The 12957-nt window shown below is 67.7% G+C and carries 15 protein-coding genes; 2 read left to right on the forward strand and 13 right to left on the reverse strand.

The annotated features are described in order from the left end of the window. Positions 1-62 precede the first annotated feature (62 nt). The 13 genes from Mal64_RS06920 to Mal64_RS06970 form a co-directional block, all read right to left on the reverse strand. Positions 63-248 carry a hypothetical protein gene (locus tag Mal64_RS06920; RefSeq protein WP_146398360.1) on the reverse strand — a complete coding sequence of 62 codons (186 nt, stop codon included), beginning with the start codon at positions 246-248 and terminating at the stop codon, positions 63-65. A 32-nt stretch (positions 249-280) separates the two neighbouring features. Next, a complete protein-coding gene (locus tag Mal64_RS06925; protein WP_146398363.1) occupies positions 281-1684 on the reverse strand; it encodes a phage portal protein in 1404 nt (467 codons plus the stop codon). 41 nt (positions 1685-1725) lie between these two features. Continuing rightward, positions 1726-3300 carry a phage terminase large subunit family protein gene (locus Mal64_RS06930; protein ID WP_146398365.1) on the reverse strand — a complete coding sequence of 525 codons (1575 nt, stop codon included), beginning with the start codon at positions 3298-3300 and terminating at the stop codon, positions 1726-1728. A gap of 41 nt (positions 3301-3341) precedes the next feature. Continuing rightward, a complete protein-coding gene (locus tag Mal64_RS06935; RefSeq protein ID WP_146398367.1) occupies positions 3342-3869 on the reverse strand; it encodes a hypothetical protein in 528 nt (175 codons plus the stop codon). A 52-nt stretch (positions 3870-3921) separates the two neighbouring features. Then, on the reverse strand, positions 3922-5064 hold the full coding sequence (locus Mal64_RS06940) for a GNAT family N-acetyltransferase (protein ID WP_146398369.1): 1143 nt from the start codon (positions 5062-5064) through the stop codon (positions 3922-3924). A 129-nt stretch (positions 5065-5193) separates the two neighbouring features. Further along, a complete protein-coding gene (locus tag Mal64_RS06945; protein WP_197525525.1) occupies positions 5194-5751 on the reverse strand; it encodes a ParB N-terminal domain-containing protein in 558 nt (185 codons plus the stop codon). Next, a complete protein-coding gene (locus Mal64_RS19730) occupies positions 5748-5987 on the reverse strand; it encodes a hypothetical protein (RefSeq protein WP_197525526.1) in 240 nt (79 codons plus the stop codon). Before Mal64_RS19730 ends, Mal64_RS06945 begins: the two co-directional genes overlap by 4 nt. Positions 5988-6168: 181 nt before the next feature. Further along, positions 6169-7008, reverse strand: a complete 840-nt coding sequence (locus tag Mal64_RS06950) for a hypothetical protein (protein WP_146398373.1) — start codon at positions 7006-7008, stop codon at positions 6169-6171. Positions 7009-7121: 113 nt separating this feature from the next. After that, positions 7122-7274: a hypothetical protein gene (locus tag Mal64_RS19735; RefSeq protein ID WP_197525527.1), complete on the reverse strand. Its 153-nt coding sequence runs from the start codon at positions 7272-7274 to the stop codon at positions 7122-7124. A gap of 91 nt (positions 7275-7365) precedes the next feature. After that, the gene (locus tag Mal64_RS06955) at positions 7366-8475 is read right to left on the reverse strand and encodes a S1 family peptidase (protein ID WP_197525528.1); all 1110 of its coding nucleotides are present in this window, start codon (positions 8473-8475) and stop codon (positions 7366-7368) included. 40 nt (positions 8476-8515) lie between these two features. Then, entirely contained in the window at positions 8516-9094 is a 579-nt protein-coding gene (locus Mal64_RS06960; RefSeq protein WP_146398377.1) for a hypothetical protein, read from the reverse strand. A gap of 272 nt (positions 9095-9366) precedes the next feature. Beyond that, positions 9367-10506, reverse strand: coding sequence for an endonuclease/exonuclease/phosphatase family protein (locus Mal64_RS06965; RefSeq protein ID WP_146398379.1), 1140 nt, complete (start codon positions 10504-10506; stop codon positions 9367-9369). A gap of 165 nt (positions 10507-10671) precedes the next feature. Next, complete coding sequence (locus Mal64_RS06970; RefSeq protein ID WP_146398381.1) at positions 10672-11211, reverse strand: MogA/MoaB family molybdenum cofactor biosynthesis protein; 540 nt, start codon at positions 11209-11211, stop codon at positions 10672-10674. A gap of 125 nt (positions 11212-11336) precedes the next feature. Here Mal64_RS06970 and Mal64_RS06975 point away from each other — a divergent pair, with 125 nt between their 5' ends. Continuing rightward, positions 11337-12542, forward strand: coding sequence for a HEAT repeat domain-containing protein (locus tag Mal64_RS06975; protein WP_197525529.1), 1206 nt, complete (start codon positions 11337-11339; stop codon positions 12540-12542). Between the two features lie 31 nt (positions 12543-12573). Then, complete coding sequence (locus Mal64_RS06980) at positions 12574-12936, forward strand: CoA-binding protein (RefSeq protein ID WP_146398385.1); 363 nt, start codon at positions 12574-12576, stop codon at positions 12934-12936. The last annotated feature ends 21 nt before the right edge of the window (positions 12937-12957 follow it).

Consider the following 12957-nt stretch of genomic DNA (forward strand, 5'->3'; position numbering starts at 1 on the left):
GGGCCGCTCCCCTTAGGAAGCGGCGCTCGGCTCGACGCCGTCGGTTGTGTGATCGACTCGTGCTACTTGAGCGTCTGCTCCGTCGCGATGCGGACTTGTTGGATGCGGCCGTCCTGCACGTTGAAACTCAGCGTCGCGGCGCCGAAGAACCCCCGCTTCGAGGTCTCTGCCAGCAGCCTGACGAGAGCCGCCTCGGCTTGCTCAACACGGCCGATGCGTTTGGTCGTTGGCGGGGGTGAGTGCTTCATGACCGCCATTATAACACGTGTACGCTTGTCCTCTACTTCGCGTTTTGGCCACCCGCCATTTTCTCGTCGTGGAGGCGCAGGTTCTTCTGCTCCTGGTCGTAGTCGAGACCCAGGTGTTGGCTCCAAGATTGTGGAGAGAGGACCCCGCTCTGGTGCGCGATCTGATCGATGCGCGTCTCCTCGATGCGGTTGCGCACGTGGACCGACGGCGCCGTCGCCTGCACCTGCACCGCTTGGCCAACACCGTCGGGCAAGCGGCCGGCGCGAACGGCGCCGTCGATCACCCGCCACATGACCTCCAGGTCGTGCTCGATGGTCGCCGCCTGCACCCGTTCGAACATCTTCACGGCGGGGCCTTCGGCGACCATCGTCGACGAGAAATTGGCGTTCGACGCGTCGGAGGTGAACATGAACTCGGGCATCACGAGCCGCGCCGCGACCGCCCTCAGCTCGGCCTGCAAGATCGTGACGTAGCTGCTCGCGTCGACGCCCGTGGCGGGGAACTCGTACTCCAGGCCCGCCGGGGCGTCGAGGATCGTGCCGGGGCCATACTCCGTGAGCCGCCGCACGCGCCCCGACCGGTCGGCGGCGTTCTGCGTCGCCTGGTTGGCGACGAACTGCTCGACCCCGGTGCGCGACGCCGAGCGGTGCCTGCGTATCAGGGCGATCGCCGACTGGATCTCGGCCACCACGCTCATGTTCCTGAGCAGCTTCTCGGCGCGCCGCAGGTTCGATCGCACGGGGGCGAAGAGCGGCAGGCCACGCTTCACGTTGCTGTCGACGTTCGCCTTGCGGTGCTGCACCTCGGCGGCCGCCGTCAGCTCGTCGTCGATGTAGTAGCCCTCGACTCGCTCCACGTCGTGGGGGTCGGTCAGCACGCCGTGCGTGGCGTGTGGGTTGTGACTCTCGGCGGTCGGCCGGGCGATCTGGTGCGGCTCGATGTAGCGGATGCGGGTGACGCCGCGCGAATCGACGAAGAAACGCAGGAACACCTCGCCGTCGCGGTCGAGACGCCGCATGCTCTCTTGCTGGCGGGCGTGCCAACGGTTCACTTCGAGGAACTCGTCGATCACCGCCTGGACACGGGCGGCCAGCTCCATCGGGGCGTCGATCCCTTTGCGGATGGTCGCGTGGTAAACGTGCCCGGCGCCGACCGCGTAGCTGATGCGGTTCTCGTGGCCGTTGATGGCGAACTCGTTCGTCAGGGCGAGCAGCCGGCACTCCTCGCGGAGCTGCGCGAGCTGCGGCGCGGCGAGGCCCTCACCGGCGCCGCGGCCTTGGCCCGCGACCGACACGGGCAGCCACCAGCCGTCTCCCTCGCCGTGGTAGGCCTCGTGGGGATCGACGAAGCTGTCCCACAGCGCGTCGAACGCCTCTTGCAGGCGGCTCTCGAGTCGGTTCAAGCCGGCGCTCGGCGCCTCGGTCGATTCGGGCATCGTTGTGCTCCTGAGAAGGGATTGCTCGGAAGGTTTGCGGTTCACGGCTCGTCGATCGCGACCGAATCGCCCCGGCTACGCCACACCTCTTCGGCGAGTCGCAGGGCCATCTCGAGGGCGTCGGGTCCGTCGTCGTGCGAGGCGATCGGGAAATCGCGGAGCTGCTCGACCAGGAGCTTGGCCCCGGCCGAATCACGCCGGAACCGCAGCCGCCGCTGCGAGAGGTACGGTCCCAACCGGCGAATGCGCACCAGCTTGCTCACGTGGTTGTGTATCTCGCACGGCGCGAAACCGATCTCGCCGACGCGATGGAATTCGGCCACGAACTCGGCGGCTAGCAGCTGCTGCCATTGGTTCGCCTCGACGCCAAAGGCGTGGGGCCGGAACCTGCGGCACCACTCCACACCGTCGGCGACCATCCGCGGCGTGGGGCGACGCTGGAGGTCGGCGTCGACGTGGATCACGCCCTGCGAGTCAACGCCGAGCATCACGATCGCCGAATAGTCCCCCTGCCGCGAATCGGAGCCCTTGCTCGGGTCGAGCGCCATGGTGCGAAGCGTCAAGAGTTCGGGCCACTCGTCGAACCAGCAGCCGTCGCCGAAGTACGCCTCGGGCCACTCGCACTTTTCGGGGTCGGCCGGCTCGCCTTGCTTCTCGCGATCGAAAGCCGAGGCGCCGCTCTCCACCCGCATCCGCATCAAGGCGTACAGGTCCTCTTCGGCGGGCCACAGCACCTCGGCGCCCCGGTCCATCTCGCGGCGGCGGGTGTGATAGAACGATCGCGCGTCCGCCGCGGGGTCGCTGCGATCGTGGTCGCAATAAATCTTCTCCCACTCGGCCCACAACTCGGCGGCGGCGGGCCAGCGGGCAAGCGACTTGAACAGCCGAGAGTCCCACCCCGGCGCCGCCAGCAGCCGCATCGCCAAGGCGTCGCGGTGCAGCGCGGTGGCGAGGTTCACCACGTTGGTCCGCTCCGTGCCCGCTTTGAGCAGCGCGCCGTGAAACCACTCATGAGAAGCCTGTCGCAGCGTCGCCGAGGCGATGTGCCCGTCGTTCTGAAGGTCGTCGCAGACGATCAGCGTGGGCCGGTGGGCGCGTTGACGCCGCCCGCGGATCCGCTGCCCGGCGCCGTACGCCTCGATCACCACGCCGTTCTTGAGTTCGATGCCGGCGGCCGTCCAGCGGGAGCCGCGGGCGGTCGCCCGGGGGTACGATCTGGCGAGGCGTTCGTTCTCGAGCAGCTCGGTCTTCACGTTCTCCAGGTGGGCCTGCGCCTGGCTCTTGGTGTCGGAAACGATCCAGATGTACGGCTCGCTCGCGTCGAGCGCCGCGCGGAGCACGCAGCCGAGCGTCGCCAGGGTCGACTTGGCGGCGCCGCGGGGGCCGACCAGATTGACCTTCACGCCACGTTCGACCGTCATCCGATCGAGTCGCTCGGCAAGCCAATGGTGCATCGCCGAGGGCGGCTTGGCGAAGTGGTCCGGCAGGCAGCGGCGGCCCCAACGTAGCAGCCCCTCCGAGGCGTCGGGCGCCGCGTCTTCGGGTGGCGCCTTGGCGAACGCCGCCGGGAGCGCCGCGCTGAGCGATCTCGCCAGCCGAGCGGTCGGGCGACGCAATGTCGGAGGACGGGTTGTCGTCTGACGGGCGATGGGGTCGATCACTCTTCGTATTGTTCGATAGGATTGATCGGGGTCGAAGAATCTTCCGAGGCGTCAGCGGCCCCTCGGGCGGGCGGCTCACGGCCGGGCTCGATCTCGTCGTCCTCCTCGTTCACTCCGACGATCAGCTCGCGGAGCCGCTCCAGCAACCGCGAGCGGTCCTCTTCGTCCTGGACCTCGCAAGCGATGTGCTCGGCGAGCGCCTCGATGAACCGCTTGAGCTCCGCACGGGTGACAGCGCCGAAGTCTCGGCGGGCGAATCGCTCGGGCGCCAGTCGCTCGAGCCACCAAACGCTCGCCCGCCAATTCTTCTCTTCCCGTCCCGCTTGCTGGATGTTGCGCATGTGGGCGAGTTCGGGGCTCGCCTCGGCGCGCCGCAGCCGCTGCTGAAAATCGGCGTCTGAATCCGCCTGACGATCCAGGTCTTCCACCCGACAGCCAACGTATTTCGCCGCCGTCTCGCGGTCGCACCCGACGGCCAGAATCAGGCAGGCTTCGCGTTGTTGTTCATCCGTGAGTGGCGTCATGAGAGCGGTCAGCTATCAGCTTTCAGCGGTCAGTAAACTAGTTTGAAAACATTCATCCCGTAGCTGATGGCTGAGTGCTGATCGCTGATCGCTCCTCCCCCACATACTCGAACGACACGACCGCACGCCCCGCCGCGCTGCGGTACGCCTTGAAGGCGGTGCGGCTGCGTCGGCGGTTCGATCGGTTGACCCCCACGGTCCGCCACAGGGGCGAATTGCGGCAGTGGCCGATCAGCGCCGGGTGGCTGCTCGTGACATTGATCCGCAGGCCCTCGTCGCGGTGCAATTGTGCGACGGCGGCGACGAACCTCATACCGATCCCCATGCCCTGGTAGTCGGGCAGAGTGACGATCCGCGTGAATCGGCGGCGGCCGCGTTGGGCGATCACCGGCAGTGTGGCGGCGAAGGCGACCGGCTTGCCCTCCCAGGTGGCCAAGTAGCAGCGCGCCTGCGGGGCGAGCGACCCAGTCAGATAGTGATGACGCGCAAACAATCGCCAAGCCGCCAGGGGGCAGCGATGGATTTCCAATCGCACCTCGGGGCGCCGCCACGGTCGCCGCCGAAGACGCCTCCGCTGCAATTGCCCCGTGGCCATGTCGAGCACCCAGTCGGGCGCGAGCCAGTCGGCCACGTCGTAGTGGCACGTCACGGCAACGAACCGGCACGGGATCCTCCCGCTGCGGATTCCTTTGGCGATCGCCGCCGAGCAGACCTTCGCCACGTCGCGGTCCACCACGCTCGTGAACTCGTCGAACGCGACCAGCGGCTTGCCCTCGTCGAGGCTGCCCCGCGACAACGCCCGCGCCAGGTCGCAGCGGAAGCGTTCGCCACCACTGAGCACCGCGTGCGGCTTGAGCCACGACGGCGGCGAGCTGAAACCGACGGCGGTCATCAGCTCGATCACCCGCCGCACGGGCAGTCGTTCGTCGAAGCCTTCAATCACCGCGCAATCGGCGGGCCAAGCCGCCGGCTCGTAAAGATCGGCGCCGAACGCCTCACGGGCGATCGTGCTCTTGCCGCTCCCCGACGGCCCGACCACCAGGCCGATCTCCCACGGCTCGCCTTGGTCGGGAAGCTCGACCGAAAAGGTCTCGCTCGACCGATCGTCCAGCGGCACGTCGAACATGCCCGCGACTTGCTGAACGCGGAACGACTCGCTCACGGGGCAATCGACGGTGACTTTGAATTGGGACATCGATGCGGTGGGTAGGAGATTGGGGGAGGTTGGTGACAGGGGGAGGTTGGAGAATGACGAATGACGAATCTGTCGGTGGGTGGGCGCCTCGTTTCGTCATTCGACATCCGTGCTTCGTCATTTGCTTGCTCACAGCGTCAGCACGCGGCAATTGAACCCCTCACTGCGCATCCGCTCGTAGACCGCTTCCTGCTGCTGCTCGCCATCGACCTCGATGACCACCTGGTAGCTGGCGGGGATGTCGACTTCGTCCTTGCCCTCGAACGGGTCAAGCCCGGGGTCTTCGATCTGCGCGGCGATCTTCGCGAAGGCTTGCCGCAGGTCGTTGCTCTCGGTCTCTACGGCGGCGAGCAACTCGGCTGCGCGGCGGTCGTCGACGCCGGCCATCGCGGCGAGCGGGTCGTGCGACAGCAACGCCTTGCGGGCCTCTTCTTCGTTGAGATCGACCACGATCACCGGCACCTCGGCGGCGCCGGCGGTCTCGGCCCGCAGGTGGCCGTCGATCAGCTGAAGACGGCCGTCCTCGAGCTCGCGTGCGATCACCGCGCCGGTGAAGCCGATCTCACGCAGCACTCCCCTGAGCGCCCCCTTCTGGTGGCGCGAGTGGGTGCGCCAGTTCTCGGGGTGGGGCAGCAGTTCCTTCGCCGCCACCCGGCGGAAGCCTTTCACGCGGTCGCGGAACTTCACTGGCGTGTCTCCATGACGAGCAAACGGACGTCGGCCTGCAAGACCTTCACGTCGTTCTTCAGGTGGGTGAGTTCGATCTCGAAACGGGCCTGCTTCACCCGGTTGGCGGCCGCCAGGTCGTGGACCTGGTAGAACGTAGCGGCGACCATCGCGAGGATCGTCAGCGCCACGGTGCAGAGCCCGCCCCAATCGGCCGGGGCGAGGCGGACACGTTCTTGACTCGATACTCGGACCATGAATTAGCCGCCGATTTTCGCCGATGGAACGCGGATGCATCTCGTTACAGAGCGTCACTTCGATTGGCGGAAGGCGTTCAACTGAACGACCCAATACAAATCGATGTAATATTTATTAGCAAACCGATTCAGCCTCGATGAAAAGCATCCGCGTCCATCTGCGCTGATCTGCGGCTATTCCTCACGGCCCCGGCGCCGGTGGGATGATCGGGGCGGCGTTGGCCGAGGCGACACCCGCGGTAGAACCTGTCGACGATGAGCCGCCGCGAGTCGTCGAGTAGAAGTTCGTCAGGTTCGTCGGCCAGGGACCGATGTCGGCCGGCAGCTCCGTCACGGGGATCCCCTCGGCCAGCTGCTCCAGCCGGTCCTCGGTGAACACCCGGTCGAGCCGCGGCACGGTGTCGACCATCTCGGTCGCGGTGAAGTACTCGCCGGGGTTGTACGAGCGGAAGTCGTCTTCGGTGAGGGCGAACCCGGCGGCCATCGCCTCGTCGCGGCTCTTACCGAACAGCTCGATCGCCATGTTCGTGTACACGCGGCGGACGTACTGGCCGACCTGGCCGGCGAACGCCGTGGAGATTTCGAGCTCCTTGCGGTTCTCGGTGTGCTGCATCGCCTCGGCGAGCGACACGAGAATGAGCCCCGCCCAACGCCGCATGAACGGGTTGCGCACATGGAAATACGGCGTCGGGTAGACGCGGAACACCTCGCCGGCGGGGCGGGCGTGGAGCACCTCCATGTTGTCGTCGCCCGGCGCCACGGCGCGGCCGGCCAAGATGCTTGCGGCCCGCAGGTAGAGCTTGTGGACGCGTCGGCAGGTGTTGACCGACGGCGGGATCCGCAGGTCGGCGTCCTCGTGGTGCATCAGGTGGAACAGGTTACGGCCCACGAGGTCGACCCAGTCGGTCACCTGCGGGTTGAGGCTGCCGATGTCGTTCGACCAATTCGGCACGGCGTACCCCGCCTCGCCGAAGAGGCCAACGTTGTACCAAAGCACGGCGTCGGTGTTGGTGATAGGCATTGAATAGGCTCCTGGCTGTTTGCTGTTAGCTATTGGCTGCTAGTAGCCGACGACCCTTGCTCGTCGGAGTACGGTACTGATCTCAGACCTCCCACCTCTCGTCTCCTCCCGATTCACCCCGCGCTAAGCTTCTGCTTGATGAGGCTTTCTAAATTCATCAGCACCTCGACCGAACCGGGGAACTTGCGGGCCACTTGCTCGCGGGCCCACTGGTGAGCGCGGGCGTAGTCGTCGCGTTCGAACGGCACGTAGTGGCTCTCGGGCACGACGCGCTGCGGCGGCGGGGGCGTGTCGACCGCGACGGCTCGCTGCTCGGCCCGGTCCCAGGTGTAGCCGCTTGGCTTGTGGGATCTCGTGTCATGGGCGAAAGCCTCCCTCGGCGACGGCCTCCCGACCGCCGCGCCGCTTCAAGAGCCATGCCCCCACGACCAGCCCCACGCCGACGGGCCCGCTCACGCCGAGGCCCGTGTAGAGCCAGCGGCTGGCGGCCGCGCGGCCAAGGCCTTCGGCGGCGCCCTTCGCGTGGTCCCACCGGCTGGGCGGGGCGGCTTGCCCGTCGTGCAGGATCGCTTCCAGCCGACTTTCGATCTCACACTGGCGGCCTTGGACCGATCCGACGGTTTGCTGATGGAGTGCCTCGAGCCGCGTGTTGAGTTCTTCGCTCGTGACAAAGTGTTTGTGAGAGGTCTTACCGGCCGCTACCGAGCGGCGGAGTTCTTCCAAGCTCCGGTCGAGGCTCGCCCACTTCGGGCCACACTCGCACGCGGTTAGCGGCGTCGGGGCGGTGCTCGGCTTGGCTACAACCGCCCGTTTTTCCTCCTCGGCGCCAAGCACCCGCTGCATCAACCGTTTGATCGGCTCGCCGGTGGTGAAGTACGTGGCGCCGCTACGCTCGCCCCAGACGACGCCGACCAGCCGCCCCGCGGCGTCGAGCACCGGGCCGCCGCTGTCGCCCTGCCGCACAGCGCCGCGGAGCAGCAGGCTCGGGTAGCCGGCGCCGGCGGGGGTCGCTTGGCCGACGACCGGGCCCCGCACACAGGCGTATCGCCCCGTGGGACCGTATCCGCAGGCGGTGAGCACGCCTCCTTGCGAGCCATGGTTCACAACGAACGGCGTGGCCCTCGTCTCGCTTGTCCGCAGCAGCGCGAGGTCGTGCGCCCGGTCCCGGGCCACGACGACCGCGGCCAAGCGTCCGATGGCGGCCGACTCGACGCTCGTCCGCCCCGGGCCGTCGTCGAACAGGTGGGCGCAGGTCAGCACGTAGCCCGCACCGCCTTGGTGGGCCACCAGGGCGCCGCTGCCGAGCGAACGGCCTTCACCTGTCTCGTGGACGATCCGCACAACGTTCGCCGGCGCCGGAGTGGCGTTCTCGACCGGCGGCCTCGACGGTCGTGGCGCCACGGGACACCAGCCACCAACGCACTGCGATCGGGCGTTGGAGCCCATCAGCGCGAGGCAGAGAAGCATCGCCGATATTTGCTTGCTGTGATTCATAAGGATGTATGCCTCACTCCCCCGTCAATGTGAACTGGTACTCGTAGAACGGGCTCCGCGCGAGGTCGGCCGGTTCGGTGAGCCGGTCGGCCAAGTACGGCGCCGGATCGACGCCGCCGGCGATGCGGTCGGCCATCGCACACGCTTGGCTGCAGAACGGCGGCCGACGGTCGACGGCGTCGTCCTCCACCTCGGGCCGAACCAACAGACGCACGAAGGGCAGGTGCAGCAGCGCGGCGGCGGCCACCGCGCGGTAGCCGTAGTCGCAACCCGCCAGGCGCCGCATGTAACGCGTCGATTGCATGCGGTCGTACTCGCTCCAACGGCCCGACGGGTTGGTGCGGAACACGTCGATCCGTCCCGGGCAGCAGCGGACTTGGCTCGCGAGCGTGACGGCCCGTCCGCCGTGCCACTCGCGCACCTCGAGGCAGAACGGCGTGTCGCCCCACCAGGCGACCTTGGCGGCGTGCGAGTGCTCACCCCGCCCGGCGACGGCGATCAACCCGCGGCGGCGGAACAGCAGCAGGTCGCCGTCGTACAGCCGCCGCCGGGCGTCGTCGAGCGTGATCAGCGTTCGCAGATGGGGGGGCATAGCGATCCCGTGAAAGTTGGCGCACAAAAAAAGAGCCCGGCGCGATCGCTCCTTGCGGAGCGTGCGTCGGGCTCTTTGGGGACGCCGCCGAGCCGCGTTGGCTCAGGGCTCCTCTCGGACGCCGATGATTGATTTGACGTGCGTTACTTTACCGCGCGTGGTGGCTCAATTTCCACAAAGAAGTCGCCACAGATTTTTGCCGATGGAGACGAACCCCTTCTAGTTGATTGAGCCGGCTAGCTCAAACAATAGACATCCGCGTCCCTATGCGCCTATCGGCGGCTGCTGTCCCCGGCGCCAGCCATGCGGCCGGGGGTGGCGCTCTCGGCGGCGTAGAATTCGGCCCACACGGGCAGATGGTCGGAGACGAGCTTCACCTGGTCGCGCGTGAGATTGAACATCCGCTGCAGGTCCAACACGCCCGAACGGCCGGTGAACTCGGTCGTCGCGATCCGCTGGATCAGCAGGTTGTCGTGCAGCTTGTTGCCGGCGGTGTTGGTCGAGCGGTCGCGGATAAGCGGGTAGATGCTCGGGATCCGCGAGAGCCCCGCCAGGTCGCTCGGTTCGAGCGGCCGGCCCGAGCGGCTCTGCCCGTAGGGCTCCGACGAAGGGACCGCCGTGTTGAGGTCTCCCAGCAGGATCACGTCGTCCTCGGCGCCGCCGCCGATCGTGAGCCGCTGCACCTGTTGGTAAACCTGGGCCAACGCGTTGAGCTCTTCCTCAACCTCGTCCGGGTCGGTGTGGGTGTTGATCAGGATGAACGTGAACGCTTGGTCGGGCGGCACGTTGCGGGTGCGGAACATCGAGACATGCGGCTCGCGGCTGAGATAGTTTTGCTGGTCGGGCGCGACAAAGTCGACCTGCGGGTTCAGCTCGATGGTGGCGCGGTTGTAGATGTAGGCGTACTGCTCGGTCTGCGTGGTGCGTCCCAGACGGGGGCTCACGGTGGCGTCGTACTGCGTGCGGCCGTCGTTGTTGACGTAGGTCGCTAGGAAGTTTTGGATCAGGTAGTTGTCTTGCGTGCTGATCTCCTGGATCGCGATCACGTCGAACATCCGCACGATCGCGCCGACAACGCGCATCACGTTCTCGTTGCTCGCCTTCTTCGGCCCCCAGTCGCGGATGTTGAACGTGCCGATCCGGATGGTTGGCGGCACGCCGCCCTGCTGGGCGACGGGCTGAGCGGACTGCCGCGGCCCCGTAACGAATTGCGGCGGCGAGTAAGGTTGCTGCTGGGCCGAGAAGTTCGGCTGCTGGGAATAGTTGGGCTGCTGGGAGTAACCGGACCCCTGGAGCATGCCGCTGGCGGTGGTGACCGCCTGGCCGACTTGCGCAGGCGAAATCCCGCGCAGGAAGGTGTACCCCCCACCGACAAGCAGGGCGAGCAGACCGAGTGAGACCAAGCGTTGCACGAGGGCCCCTCCTTGGGCGCACGGCTAGCGGCAGTAATGTTCCCTGCCAACGCACCTTGGGCGCGCGACAGCATCGCGTGGAGAGAGTACCGCAATCACGCCGGGCGACCTAGACGAGTCGCGGCCCTGGAACCGCTATCGGCGCCAGCACCGTGGGGCGGTGCCTCAGCGGGTCGCCTCGCGGACCAGGTGCCCCAATTCGGGGCCGATCAGCTTCTCGACCGCCAGCCGCACCGCGGCCGGCGAGCCGGGCATCGAGAGCACCACCGTCCGCCGCGCGACGCCGCCGGTCGCCCGGCTGAGCATGGCGGCGGGGCCGATCTCCTCGTAGCTGAGCGCGCGGAAGATCTCGCCGTAGCCCGGAAGCGGCTTGTCGAACAGCGCCTCGAGCGTTTCGCACGTCTGGTCGCGGGCGGCGATCCCCGTGCCGCCGGTGAGCAGCACCGCGTCGACTGAGGGGTCGTCCGCGAAGCCGAGGACCAACGCGCGGATCCCCCCGGGCTCGTCGGGCGTGAGACGCCGGAGGGCGACCTCGTGGCCGGCGACCGTCAGCAACTCGGCGAGCAGGTTGCCGCCGCGGTCGTTGTGCTCGGTGCGGGTGTCGCTCACCGTGACGACCGCGCAGCGGACTTTTTCGGGGGCTTCGCGGCGGTGCTGCTGGGGAGGCGTACCCGCGGGCTTCGAAGGGTCAGTGGGGGGGCTCATCGAGCTCCGCTCCTCGGGTTGTAGCGGTGAGACGGGTTCTCCGCCTCATGGGAAGCCAAGCCCGCGTCGCGGGGCCGCTGTATAATAGAGCAAGCCAGCTCGCACCGCTCACCCCGCCCCACGTGATGCCCCGCACTCCGCACATCCCCCTCGTCCTGATCGCCGCCCTCGTGGCTTGCGACGCGCGACTGGCGTGCGCCGAATCGGTCGAGCTCGAAACCGGCGGCCGGGTCGAAGGCGCCTTGATCCGCGACGGGGCGAACGACCGCTCGCGGGTCACGCTCGAGCTGAGCAACGGCCGTCTGGTGCTCGACCGCAGCCAAGTCGACCGCATCACAACCGAGCCCACGGAGAAGACCGAGTACACCCTGCGGGCGCCGACCACCCCCGACAACACCGAGGCCCAGTGGGCTTTCGCACTGTGGTGTCGTGACCGCGGGCTGAGCGATCAGATGCGCACGCACCTCGAGCGTGTCGTCCAACTCGACCCGAACCACGAAGAGGCGCGGCTGCTGCTCGGCTACCAACAAGTCAACGGCGGCTGGGTCACCCGCGAGCAATTGCTCGAAGCGCGGGGTTTGGTGCGTTACGAAGGCGACTTCCGGACGAGGCAAGAGGTCGCGTTGCTCCAGCGCAAGAAGCTCGCCGAGCAGGCCGCCGAGCAATGGCGCGACAAGCTCGGCCGCTGGCGCCGCGATTTGAACTCCTCTCGCACCGAGACCGCTCTCGACGCCCAGCGTCGCTTCGAAGAAGTCCGCGACCCCGCCGCGGCGACCGCCCTGGTGCGTCTGCTGCGTGGCGAGTCGGACCCGTTGGTGCAGCTGCTCCTGATTCAGACCTTGGGATACATCGACAACTCGGCCGCGGTCGAGGCGCTCGTGAGCCTATCGCTCGAGAGCCCCGACGGCGAGGTCCGCATGGCGTGCGTCGAAGCGCTCGTCGAAGCCGAACGACGGGGGCTCGTGGGGCCCTACGTCCGGGCGCTCTCCAGCCGCGACAACGCTATGATCAACCGGGCGGGAGAGGCGCTCGGCATGCTGGGCGAGCCCGCGGCCATCGGCCCGCTGATCGGCGCCTTGGTGACCGAGCACCGCCATCAAGTGGGCAACGACTCGGGGGGCGACTCCTACTCGCTCAACACCGGCACGGGGCAGCACTCGTTCGGCGGCGGCGGGCCGAAGATCATCCGCCGACAGATCCGCAACCCGAGCGTGCTCGCCGCGCTGGCCAAGCTGAGCGGAGTGAACTTTTCCTACAACGTGCGGGCGTGGGAGAACTGGCTTTCGTCGCAAGCGCGGGCGACGCCGGTCGACCTGCGCCGCGATTTCTGACCGTACTTCTTTCTTCGCAAGGACGCCCGTCATGCCCACCGTTGCAATCGTCGGCGCGAGCAGCGACCCGACCAAATTCGGCCACAAGAGCCTCGTCGCCCACCGCGATTGCGGCTACGACGTTTACCCGATCAACCCCAAGGGGGGCCAGATCGAGGGGCTCAAAGCGTACCGCGCGCTCGCCGAGGCGCCGGTCGAGCGGTTCGACCGTGTCTCGCTCTACGTGCCGCCGGCCGTCGGGCTGGGGCTGCTCGACGAGATCGCGGCGAAGGGCTGCGACGAGCTGTGGCTCAACCCCGGCGCCGACGCCCCCGAGGTCGTCGCCAAGGCGCGCGAGCTGGGCCTCGAGCCGATCGTGGCGTGCAGCATCGTCGATTGCCGAAAGTCGCTGTAGGGAACGCCCTCTGCGGCGTTC

It is taken from the genome of Pseudobythopirellula maris (assembly GCF_007859945.1).
GTDB lineage: Bacteria > Planctomycetota > Planctomycetia > Pirellulales > Lacipirellulaceae > Pseudobythopirellula > Pseudobythopirellula maris.